This window comes from Pseudomonas sp. Cab53, assembly GCF_018325965.1.
Lineage (GTDB): Bacteria > Pseudomonadota > Gammaproteobacteria > Pseudomonadales > Pseudomonadaceae > Aquipseudomonas > Aquipseudomonas chlororaphis_E.
This window is the reverse complement of sequence record NZ_AP021902.1, coordinates 808,093-820,414: the sequence shown is the minus strand read 5'-3', so window position 1 is coordinate 820,414 and position 12,322 is coordinate 808,093. Positions and strand designations below refer to the sequence as shown.

3 protein-coding genes and 1 pseudogene are annotated in these 12,322 nt (G+C 63.2%); 3 read left to right on the top strand and 1 reads right to left on the bottom strand.

Annotated features, from left to right (window positions below; translation table 11 throughout):
- Nucleotides 1–32: 32 nt before the first annotated feature.
- The 3 genes and pseudogenes from KI241_RS03445 (at nt 33) to KI241_RS03435 (ending at nt 11,849) form a co-directional block, all read left to right on the top strand.
- Nucleotides 33–4,604, top strand: a complete 4,572-nt coding sequence (locus KI241_RS03445) for a neuraminidase-like domain-containing protein (protein WP_212803371.1) — start codon at nt 33–35, stop codon at nt 4,602–4,604.
- Nucleotides 4,601–9,072 (top strand): annotated as a pseudogene (locus KI241_RS03440) (SpvB/TcaC N-terminal domain-containing protein). The gene KI241_RS03445 and the pseudogene KI241_RS03440 overlap by 4 nt, the downstream one beginning before the upstream one ends.
- The gene (locus tag KI241_RS03435; protein ID WP_212803370.1) at nt 9,069–11,849 is read left to right on the top strand and encodes an RHS repeat-associated core domain-containing protein; all 2,781 of its coding nucleotides are present in this window, start codon (nt 9,069–9,071) and stop codon (nt 11,847–11,849) included. The pseudogene KI241_RS03440 and the gene KI241_RS03435 overlap by 4 nt, the downstream one beginning before the upstream one ends.
- A 19-nt stretch (nt 11,850–11,868) precedes the next feature.
- Here the strand turns inward: KI241_RS03435 and KI241_RS03430 are convergent, their stop codons facing one another.
- Complete coding sequence (locus KI241_RS03430; protein WP_042730888.1) at nt 11,869–12,237, bottom strand: glyoxalase superfamily protein; 369 nt, start codon at nt 12,235–12,237, stop codon at nt 11,869–11,871.
- Between the last annotated feature and the right edge of the window lie 85 nt (nt 12,238–12,322).

The window sequence follows — 12,322 nt, the reverse complement described above, 5'->3', positions numbered from 1 at the left end:
CGGCGCCCCGCTTCAACATTCAAGGATTGAATATGACCGTTGTCATTAAGAAGCAGCTCGATGAAAGCCTGCGCGATGCGCTGTTGGCGCTTTACCTGAACAAGGTCGCGCCCGATCGGGACAGGATGAAACCCTACAAGATCAAGACCGCCCGGGAGCTCTACGAATTCTGGCTGCTGGACGTACTGGTCAGCCAGGACGTGCCCACCACCCCCGTGGCCTGCGCCATTGCCAGTTTGCAGCAGTACATCAACCGCATCCTGATGAACCTGGAGCCCGGCTATGAGCCCGCCGACATCACCACCGATCTGCGGCAAACCTGGCGCGACGAAATGCACCAGTACCCGACGTGGGCCGCCCACCAGCAGTTGCTTTACTTCCCTGCGATGTACCTCGACCCGAACCTGAGAGCCGACAAAAGCGCCAACTTCCAACAACTGGAAAACGCCCTCAACCAGAACCAGATCCAACCCGATGCCGTTCAATCGGCGGTCATGGCGTACCTGACCCGATTCGAAGAAGTGGCCAACCTGAACATCCTCAACGGCTACATCGATGGCGAGGACTACGCCAACAGCACCTACTATTTCATCGCCAAGTCCCGTAGCGAAAACAGCTACTTCTGGCGCTCACTGAACATGGCGCAGCGGCCCTTCGCGGGTCTGCCAACACAACCACCGGGCATCGCGCCCAAGCTGGACCAGCCCGCCCCGTACGCCTGGTCGGACTGGGAAAAGGCCGACGTCCCCATCCCCGAGAACGCGCCCGAGCATTCGGTGCGACCGGTCTGGTTCAACAATCGGCTGTTCGTTATCTGGGCCGAATGCATTCACCAGGACCCTTCAGCCTCCAGCGCCTCTTCGCAGGACGATACAACGGCAGGGAGCAAGCACCATCCGCTGTTGCGCCTGAGCTATTGCTTCAAAAAACACGATGGAACCTGGAGTACGCCGCGGGTGGCCCTGCAAGGCCATTGGGAAGACAGTTCCCTGGGCAACAAAGGCCTTGCGGCGATCAAGACGTTGCTCGCCACGGTCGCCGTGCATTATCGCCAAGGCTCGCGCGACTCGCTGTTTCTCGCCTTGCAGGGTTATGGATCACCGGCAGCGTCAGGCCTGGCCAGCGGCAAGGAGCTCGCCTTCAGACAGACGGTCTGCATCGACAGGCACCTCAATCATGAACCGGGTCGCTCAACGGACACGGACAACGAACAGCAACTCCTGAGCGCCGCCGCGCAGCGTATCCAAGCCACAACGTCCACCAACCTCGAAATCACAGAAGTTGCCCTGCCCGGCAACCTGCCCCCCACCCTGTCGGATTTCGAAAGCGCCTACCGCGATCGCATCACGCTCACCTACACCCGGCACGACTCCAGGCTCACGTTGCAAATGGCGGCCAACATCGACATGACCAGCGCAGGGAACATGGGGTACCTGCCGCGCAACGTAATGCGCTTGAGGGTGGAGAACGCCTTCAGTCTTGAACCTCGCCTGCAAATGAACCTGCTGTTCCCTGCCCAACGCCTGCCGCAGGCACCCTACATGCGGCTTCATGGCGGTTCGAGCCTTAATCTCAGCAAGCTCCCCGTCGCCCTCGATCGAAGCTTCACGGTGTCCTTTTCGCACACGGCTGACGTTCTGAGAGACAGCGAACACACGCCCAACATTACGCTCTCCAGCCAGACCAGCCTTGAGGGAAAATTCATCTCCACGGATGCCGTCAGACACCTGATCAAGGCCAGCCGGCGTAAGAACAGAAGCTCCTCCACCAGCGGTTCGCAAACCATGACCCTGCAGACCGAGCATGCCAAAACTTTTGACGTGGAACACGTCGCCGTGCTCTGCGATGAACCGCTGGACAAGCAATACGTCGTCTTCCGGCAACCCGCCGCCTCATTAGACCGACCGCTGACCTACGCAGACCTGAGCGTCGTGGCCGAGTCCGTTCCGGCCGAGCATCTGCCGCCGTCCTTTGACTTCGAGTGGCCCGGCACCGATCCCGGCGGCGACGGCACCATCCTGCTTCTCGGGGTGGCGTTCGTCCACCCTCTCGATCCGACAAGAAAGCTCTACTCCGTCCTCCGGGCCGTCACGCTCAAACGCCCCTTGAAGCGCCAGCAACCGCCCGACATTACCCAGGTCACGGCGCCCGGCTTGGGGTCCACCCAGTTCATCGATTTCGCCAAGTCCACGATCAAAACCAGTGACGCCTCCAGTCGACGGCGCTCGCCGATCCGTTTGAACACCGTGTTCGCCGCCGAACTGATCCGGCGTACCGAGGACGGCCTGGATGAACTGTTCGACTGGACGACACAACACCTGCAGGAACCCGCGATACCCGACGACCCGAACATCGCGATGGATTTTCATGGTGCCTACGGCCGTTACTTCACCGAGCTGTTCCTCCATGTGCCATGGCTGGTCGCCCATCGCTTGAACGCCGAGCAGCGGTATGAGGAAGCCGAGCGCTGGCTGCGCTACGTCTTTGATCCGGGTCGCAACAAGGATGAATGCTGGCGCAGCGTGCCGCTGGTCGATCGCGGCGTGCCGTCGTACGCCGATCAGGCGCCCCATGATCCGCACCAGATCGCCCTCAGTCATCCCGTGCACTTGTGCAAGGCGCTGTACTTCCTGTACCTGGACATCCTGATCAACCGGGGCGATGCCGCATACCGCGCCATGACACCAGACGGCCTCAGCGAAGCGAAGCTGTGGTACGTGCGTGTGCTCGACCTGCTGGGCCCGCGCCCGGCCGTTCGGCCAGTGGCGCCCTGGACGGCCCTCAGCCTGCAAACGTTGGTCGAAACACCCGACGACGACCTGCGCACCTTCGAGTACTCGCTGACCCGCCTGAACGACCACCGCGCGTTGGTCCTTCGCGAAGGCAGTGCACGCTCGACCCTGCCGGCCATCGATAGCCCGTATCTGCATCTGCCGTTCAACCCGCAGTTGCTCAGAGGTTGGGACACGGCCGAGAGCCGGCTGCACAACCTGCGGCACAACCTCGACATCGCCGGCAAGCCGCTGCACCTGCCGGTCATCGCGGCGCCGCTGGACCCTCGCACCCTTTCCAGCACCCTGGCCCTGAACCTGGCGGACAGTGCAACGACCCGCCTGCCCGCCGCCGCCATTCCCTCTTACCGCTTCACGACCGTGCACAGCCACGCCCTGCAAGCGGTGGACAGCCTCAGCCAGTTCGGCACCCTGTTGCTGTCGCTGATCGAACGCAAGGAAGAAGCCCAGTTGCAGGCCTTGCAGCAACAGCAAGCCTGGGACCTGGCGAAGCGTGCCGTCGACCTGCAACGCCAAGCCTTGAACATCGATCATCGCAACCGTCAGGCACTGGAGGCCACCAAAGGGATCGTCGAGGACCGAGCCCGCCATTACGGAAAACTGATGGAAGAGAACCTCAACGACTCGGAAAAACACGCCACTCAGTTCTACCTGGCCAGCGGCAGTGCCGAGCTCGCCGCCATGACCTGCCAGATCGCGGCAGGCGCCATGATGACGCTGCCCAACATCTTTGGCCTCGCCAACGGTGGCAGTCGCTGGGAAGGGCCAACGCTCGCCGCCTCGGCGGCGGCTCACAGCGCGGCCATCCTCGCCCGTACGGCAGCGGACCACTGCGAGCGTACAGCCTCGTTCAATCGTCGGTGGGACGAGTGGCGCCATGCGTACGACCAGGCCCAACTCGAACTGGAGCAACTCGACGCCCAACTGGCGCACTTCGCCGAGCAGGAAACCGCCACCCGCCTGCAATTGCGCCTGGTCGAAGCGACCCTCGGCCAGGCCAAAGCCAACTACGATTTCCTGAGCAAGCGCTTCTCCAGGACGCAACTGTACCAATGGCTCAACAGCCAGTTGGCCGTGGTCTATCGCCAGGCCTACGACGCCACCCTGAGCCTGTGCCTGGCCGCCGAAGCCTGTTGGCAATATGAGACCGCCGACTTCGACAGTCGCTTTATTCAACCCGGGGCGTGGCACACGACCTATCGAGGGCTCGGCGCCGGCGAGTCGCTGAAGCTGAACCTGATGAACATGCACGCCGGCTACCTGCAACGCCATGAGCGCGAGTTGGAGATCCGCAAGACGGTGTCGTTGCGACACCTGAAGGACAAGACCCCGGCCAGCCACCTGAACAAACCATGGCCGCAGATGCTGGACAACCTGAAGAAAGGCACGTGTGAGTTCGAACTGCCTCATCAGTTGTTCGAAGACGATTACCAAGGGCAGCAACATTACCTGCGACGCCTCAAGACCATCAGCGTGACCTTGCCGGCCGTCGTTGGTCCTTACGAAAACATTCGGGCCACGCTGACCCAGACCGCCAGCACGGTGTTCTTGTCGCCAGGTGACCGAGGCCGTGCCATGGAGAGCCGCCGCGCCAATCAGCAGATCGCCCTGTCGACAGGGGTCGACGACAACGGTCTGTTTACCCTGAGCTTCAACGACGAACGTTACCTGCCGTTCGAGTACACCGGCGCCATTTCCCAATGGCAGCTGACCTTCCCGAACCCCGAGGCGCAAAAAGACCTGCTGGAATCGCTGACCGACATCATCGTGCACGTGAGCTACACGGCCAGGGTCGGCGGAGGTGCGCAATGAACGAGCCATCCGCGTTGCCGGTCACCGCACCCTCCCTGCCCAAGGGCGGTGGTGCCATTCAAAGCATTGGCAAAGGATGGAGCCCCGTGGGCGCCCACGGTACGGCTGTCTATGAGATGGCCTTGCCCATTTCGTCGGGGCGCGGCTTTGCGCCGCCCCTGTCCTTGAACTACGCCAGTACGCTCGGCAACGGTGTGTTCGGCATCGGCTGGGGGCTGTCATTGCCCAGCGTGGCACGACGCACCAGCCAGGGTGTGCCGGCCTACGGGCAAGACGACGAAATCATCGGCCCCACCGGGGTGGTGTGGCTGCCCGAGCGTGATGCGCAAGAGGCTGTCGCCTCGACCCGCGTCGACCACTACAACGAGCTGGCACTGGGAACGACCTACACCGTCACCCGACACTTTCCCAGGACCGAAAGCCGTTTCGACCGGATCGAGCATTGGGCTTCGCCAGGCGATAAGCCGGGCTTCTGGCTGGTGCACGGTGCCGACGGCAGCCTCCACGTGTTCGGAAAGAGCCTGGCCTCGCGGCGCGTCGATCCCGAGGATACGCGTCGAGTCGGCGAATGGTTGCTGGAGGAAAGCCTGAACGCCCACGGCGAACACATCCTCTACCAATACCAGACAGACGCCACGGCCCAACGCTATTTGAGTCAGGTCAGCTATGGCAATTTCAAGGCCGACACGCAGCTCTATTCATGGACTGCGCAGCGGCTCACGGCCGTGCAATGGCACTTCGAACTGGTGTTCGACTACGGTGAACGAACCACTGCCTATACAGAAAAGCCGCCGTATGAGGGCCGGCAGTGGCCGACCCGCAGCGATCCATTTTCCAGCTTCGCCTACGGTTTTGAATTACGCACCGAACGCCTGTGCCGCCAGGTCCTGATGTTTCACCGTTTTCCCGATGAGCTGGGCGCGGCCCCCATCCTGGTGCGGCGCCTGCTGCTTGACTATCGACAGACGCCCTTGGGTTACCAGCACTTGAGCGCCGCCCACGAACAGGCGTTCGCCGAAGACGAAACCGTCGAGCGACGCCCTCCCGTCGAGTTCAGCTACAGCGCATTCAAGCTCACGCTCGACCCCCTCGCCTGGCAGCGTTTTGCGGACATGCCGGGGCTCAACGACGGCCACAGCTATCAGTTAGTGGACCTGTACGGCGAAGGCCTGCCGGGCGTGCTCCATCGAAACGAAAAAGGCTGGCATTACCGTGAACCCATGCGCGAGAAGGCCAACGGCAACGAAGTGGCCTACGCGCCGTGGCGAACGCTCCCCAACCTCCCGGTAGCCGACACGGCAACATCGGTGCACCAGGCCTTGAGCGATCTCACGGGGACGGTCGTTTGGACTGGCTCATCGCCCGGCCGCAAGTGAGCGGTTTCTTCTCCCTCGAAGCCGATCGAAGCTGGTCGGACTTCGCCACGTTCGAGGCATTTGCCCCAGAGTTCTTCAGTCCTCAAGGGCAGTTGGCCGATCTGATGGGGGACGGGCTCGGCGATCTGGCATTGATCGGCCCGCGTAGCGTTCGCCTGTACGCCAACCAACGAAAATACGGTTTTTCACCGCCATTCGAGGTCCCCCGAGAAGCGCATGAAGACGCCCTGCCCGTGTTCACCGGCTCTGCCGGCGAACTGGTGGCTTTCAGCGACGTACTGGGCAGCGGCCAGCAGCACCTGGTGCGCATTCGTCATAACGAAGTGAGGTGTTGGCCCAACCTCGGTCGCGGACGCTTCGGCCAAGGCCGGGTGCTGGATTTCCCCGGGTTGGCCCACGAAAGCTTCGACGCCTCGCGTATTCGCCTGGCGGACCTGGACGGCTCCGGCGCCGTCGACCTGATCTACCTGCAAGCGGATCAGGCACTGATTTTCATGAACCGCTGCGGCCAGGGCTTCGCCCCCGCAGTGGCGCTGCCCTGGCCCGAAGAGCTGCGCTACGATCCGTTGTGCCAAGTGAGCGTCGCCGACCTGCAAGGGCTCGGCTGTTCAAGCCTGATCCTGAGCTCACCGCACATGAACTCGCAACATTGGCACTACGACTTCGTCAGCGCCAAACCGTATCTGCTCACCGGCACCAACAACAACATGGGCGCCGACGACCGCATCGACTACCGCAGCTCGGCGCAGGAATGGCTGGATGAGAAACAGGAGAGAATCGCCGCTGGCAAGCCACTCACTTGCCGCCTGCCCTTGGCCCTGCACCTGGTGAGCAGTCAGACCCGCCTGGACGAAACCATCGGCAACCAGCTGACCCAGGCGTTCGCCTATCGCCAAGGTTACTACGACGGCAGCGAGCGGGAATTTCGCGGTTTCGGCCTGCTGCTGCAAACCGATACCCAAGCCAGCCCCGGCGATGGCGCCCCCCAGGACTTCAGCGCCACGTGCCTTAAGAAAACCTGGTTTCACACCGGGCGCAGGGTAGATATTCCGCGAAACGGCTACAGCCGCGCAGACAAGCACGCCATGGCGCTGGGCAAGACATTGCTTTGCCAATACCAACCCGAGACGCAGCGCGACCGGATCATCGCCTCGCCAGACGCGACTACTGACCTGGAAATGGCCCGCGCCTTGTGTGGCCGAGTGCTGCGCAGCGAGGTCTTCGGCCTCGATGAACGCCGCAACGCCACCCGCCTCTATACGGTCCAGGAGCACCGTTATGGGCTGCGCCTGCTACAAGCCCCCGACAACCATCGCCGCCAGGCCCGGATGCTGCCGCTGCTGCTGGAGTCGATCACGTATCAATACGACGGCTTTGTCGATGACCCGCAATGCCGGCACACCCTGAATCTGCAACACGACCTGTACGGTGCGCAGACCCGCAGCGTGGATGTCCATTACGCCCGACGAACAACCGCCAGCGACACCCCGCCATTCAACGACGCCGACCAACAGCAGTGGTGGCGCGACGCTCACGACCCGGCGCAGCAGCGCTACCACCTGAACGAAACCCGCGCCGAGTTCATCCACCTGCAAACAGCCCAGCAATGGCGACTCGGCCTGCCTTATCGCCAGCGTACCCAGACGTTGCAGCGCCCCAAGGCCCCTGTAGACGAAGGGCTGGCCCCACGGGACATCACGTTCGAAACACTCGATGACCGTGTGACAGCCACCACTTGGAACACCCAAGGCGTGCTCACCGGCCTGTCCGTGCAGCGCTATAAACAGGCGTCGAACGGAGCCATCTGGCCCGACGGCGTCGCCGACCTGCAGGCCCTGGTCGATCACCTGGAGCACGCCGAGCTGGATGAAAAGGCCCTGGAAGCCTTCCAGTCGCTGCCACAAGACGCCCGCCCTCAAGGAAAACTGCTGGAGCAAATCGGCTATCACCACATGACCGACTTCCTGCCCTCCGCTCCCTCCGCAAGGCTCTGGTCAGTCAAGAGCGACTTCGCGAGCTACGCGCCGCTGGAAGGTTTCTACAAGGTCAACGCTGTACAGCCGAGCCAAAGCCAGGGCGTGACCCAGATCAGCTACGACCCGTATGCCTGCCGGGTCATCGCCTTCACGCTGCCCGATGGCTGCACCACCCAGGCTGTCCACGACTACCGCTCGCTGCAACCGGTGCGCATCACCGACCCCAACGGCAACGTCCAAGAAGGCTTGTTCGATGGGTTCGGTCAGGTCCTGGCCAGCTCTTTTCATGGCGATGAAGACGGCACGCCCGCGGGCTTCAAGCCCCTCGCCCAGTTCAAGCGCCCTTCGTTCGAGCCTGCGGCGCAGGCCGTCCGCCGGGAAAGGGAAGCCGTGCAGGGCGCCGCCACGGCCCACTATTACGCGCCCTTCAGCTGGATGGGGCGGGTATCGACGGCCGCATTGGCCGACACCGACTGGCTGGCGCGTTGCGTAGCAAGAGGGGACCTGCTTGCCGACGGGCATCTCTGCGCGTCAGCCCGAACCCGGTTGTCGTCTGGCCGAGCATTGTCCGGCGACGACCTGAAGCTCAAAGACGAACTCGAGGCCTCGAGCCGAGAGCCCGTGCATGTCGCGACCCTGGTCGCCGACCGCTACCCCGATGACCCGCAGCAACAGATCCGCATTGCCATCACCCATTTCGATGGCTTCGGTCGAACGTTGCAAAACAAACAACGGGTCGAGTCGGGCATGGCCTGTGTCGTCGACGCCAAAGGCGAACTGACCCTGGCAGATGGAAAGCCCAAGGCGCAGATCGCCGCGGTGCGCTGGCGTGTCAGCGAACGGGTGGAATACAACGGCAAGGGGTGGGTGGTGCGGGTCTATCGGCCTTACTTTGCCGATCATCATCGCCACATCAACGACGCGCCCCTGCGCCAGTGCGGTCATTTCGACCAGCATGTCCACGACCCCCTCGGACGCCTGACCCACACGTGGCTCGCCCGGCAGGATGACCTTTGCTATTTGCGCCGCCACACGCGCCACCCCTGGTACAGCGTGGACGAAGACGAGAACGACACCTTGCAGGAGGTCATGTCGACCCGCGGGGGTGCTGCATGAGCGCTCGCCTTCACCACAAGACGCCCACGATCAACGTCATCGACAACCGTGGCCTGCCCGTGCGGCAGGTGGCTTACCACCGACGCGAGGCAGACGAGCCAAGCCAGGCGCGCATCATCCGGCATCACTACGACGCGGCGGGGCGGCAGGTGGCGCAGTGGGACGCCCGGCTGTTCGCCAACGCCCCCGAAGCCAACCTGCACACCGTCTACAGCTTGTCGGGCAAGCCACTGCGGGTGAGCAGTGTCGACGCCGGATGGCGCCTGAGCCTGCCGGGCGACGCCGGGCAGGTGCTGCGCCGTTGGGACCAACGGGGAAACCAGGAGCAAACCACCTTCGACGATCAACGGCGGCCGGTCATGCGTCGCGAGCAAACGCCAGGGCAGGCGCCACGCACAGTCGAATGCCTGCGCTACGGCGACAGTTCGCCAGCGTCTGCCGCCCGTAACCTGTGTGGTGCCCTGGTCCGTCAGGATGACAGCGCCGGCACCCTGCTCACCCATGCCTACGCGCTTTGCGCCAACCCGCTGAGTCAGACCCGGCACCTGTCAGCCGACACCGCGCCCCCTGACTGGCCAGGGAACGAAAAAGACCGAGACCTGCTGCTGGAACAGGGCGACGGCCACACCACACATTGGCGCTACGACGCACTCGGGCAGGTCATCGAACAAACCGATGCGGCCCGGCACCAACAGCGGTACACGTTCGATCGCGCGGGCCAGCTCAGTGCCGTGAGCCTGAAGCCCCGGGACGCCACCGTCGAAACAACCGTCGCAAGCCAACTCACCTACAACGCCTCCGGCCAGCTCGAATCCCAGGCCGCCGGCAACGGTGTCACCAGCCGCGCTGTGTTCGACCCGGCCACCGGGCGACTGACCGCCCTCAGCGCATCGCTGTCCACCCGAACCTTGCAGGACCTGCATTACACCTACGACCCGGTGGGGAACGTGTTGCGCATCGAAGACAAGGCCCAGCCGGTGCAGTACGGCAGTAACCAGCGGGTCGAAGCCACGCGCACCTTCACCTACGACAGCCTGTATCAATTGATCCGTGCGACAGGGCGTGAAACCGCAGGCCTGGCCCCGACCCTCCTCAACATTCCGATCGATGCCGGTCAGTTGTTCAATTACACCGAGCACTACACCTACGACACCGGCGGCAACCTGACCGAACTGCGCCATGTTCGCGAGCGCAACCACTACACCCGGACGTTCAACGTCAGCCCCACCAGCAACCGCCTGCTGAGCTGGAACACCGGCCAGTCGGCGCCCGACGTCACGATGGCCTTCGATGCCAACGGCAACCAGCAGGCGCTGCTGCCCGGGCAGGCGCTGGCCTGGAACAACCGCAATCAACTCGACAGCGTGGTGCTGGTCCAGCGTGCAGACGCGCCCGACGACGTTGAGCGCTATCTCTACGACAACGGCGGCCAACGGGTGCGCAAGGTCCGCACGGTCCACACCGAGGCCATCATCCATACCCGGGAGGTGCGCTACCTGCCGGGCCTGGAAATCCACACCCGTCCCAATGAACGGCTGGAAATGATCAGCCTGCAAGCCGGCCGCTTCAGCGTGCGTTACCTGCACTGGACCGCAGGCCGACCCTCCGGCATCGCCGCCAACCCAATGCGCTACGGCCTTGGCGACCACCTGAGCTCCTGCTCACTGGAGCTCGACGCCCAAGGCGGGTTGATCAGCCAGGAAGGCTACCTGCCCTACGGAGGGACCGCCTGGTTGGCCTCGCGCTCGGCGCTGGAAGTCAGCTATCGCACCCTTCGCTATTGCGGCAAGGAGCGCGACGCCAGCGGCCTGTATTACTACGGCCAACGCTACTACGCGCCCTGGTTGCAACGCTGGATCAGCCCCGACCCGGCGGGGGCGGTCGACGGATTGAACCTGTACGCCATGGTGGCCAACAATCCGCTCAGGTTCGTCGACCATCAGGGATGGCTGAAGGATGACGTCGTCAAAGGGGTGGAGGCTGATGGGCACGCCCGGTCCCTGGCGATGATGCAGCCTCCCTCGGCCCTGCCGCCCAGGCGAATGGCCGGTGACGACCGAGAAAACGCCGCGCTCAACCTGGCCCTGCGTCCGACCCCAGGCTTGAGCAAGACAAAGCGCAAGGACCTGGTGGTTCACTCGTTTGGCGTGACCGGCGATACCCTGGACAGTAAGCCGGTGGCGCTCTACGAGTACCACAATCTCTCCGGCCCCAAATCCGGCCCGACGGGTTATCGCGGCGTGGACGCCCACTACGAAGGCAGCGCTAAAAGCGACAGTTTCTACCTGAACTTCGGCAGCTACAGGATCGGCAATACCAGCGAGTACCTGAGCGACCTGGCCGAACGCTACCGCGCCACCAAGAACGACCCGATCCACAGACTCGAAGTGGATCCCGAGTTACTCAAGCGCGAGCCCACGCTGAGCAGGACGGTCGATGCCCTGTCGGAGCTCCAGCCCAACACCCAGAACCTCATCGCCACGCATATCGAGCGCTGCAACGGCATCATCCCCGTGCGCGCCGGGGGGCCGGGGGCGCATGGGGAAGTCCGGGTACTGAACGATGTCGTCGCGCTCTATCCGGGCCAGGCCGAGCGAGTGCTTTCGGACACGTACCTGTTCACCGAAAAAATCACCGGCGTGGCTCAACCGGAACCGTTCATTGCCTGCTTCAACTGCAGCGGGATCATTCCCGAAAACGTCCATATTCCCACGCAGCGCCACCCCAGGAGCTATGAGATGTACAACGATCACGTCCAGGCAATCACACGACCTTAGCGCCTTGGCAGTTCAGGACTCAGGCACTGATCGCGTCGGTAAACACCAACCGGTTCCCGAACGGGTCGGTGACGGTCAGTTCCTGGGTCCCCCAAGGCATCGCCTGGATCTCTGGGTGAGCGTAACGGTACTGCGTGGCCCGCAATTGCTGCTGGAACGCTTGCAGTTCATCCGTCTCGATGCGCAGCGCCGAGCCCGGCGTGCAATCGCCATGGTGCTCGGACAGGTGCAACACGCACTCGCCACGGGACACTTGCAGGTAGAGCGGGAAGTTGTCGCCAAAGCGGTGTTGCCAGTCGACGGTAAAGCCCAGGAAGTCGACGTAGAACTCCATCGCCTTGGCTTCATCGAAGATCCGCAGGATCGGAGTGGTTTTACCGAAGCTCATGGGTTTGCTCCCTGGCTGAAAGGACCCAGTCTAGCTGGGTTGAACCCAGTGCTTCGGCCTTGGCGCGGGGTTCTTTAATGTCGAA

Bases quoted from the DNA above. Each gene is read 5' to 3' on its own strand.
- KI241_RS03430 (WP_042730888.1), bottom strand. From the start codon at position 12,237: ATGAGCTTCGGTAAAACCACTCCGATCCTGCGGATCTTCGATGAAGCC.
- KI241_RS03445 (WP_212803371.1), top strand. From the start codon at position 33: ATGACCGTTGTCATTAAGAAGCAGCTCGATGAAAGCCTGCGCGATGCG.
- KI241_RS03435 (WP_212803370.1), top strand. From the start codon at position 9,069: ATGAGCGCTCGCCTTCACCACAAGACGCCCACGATCAACGTCATCGAC.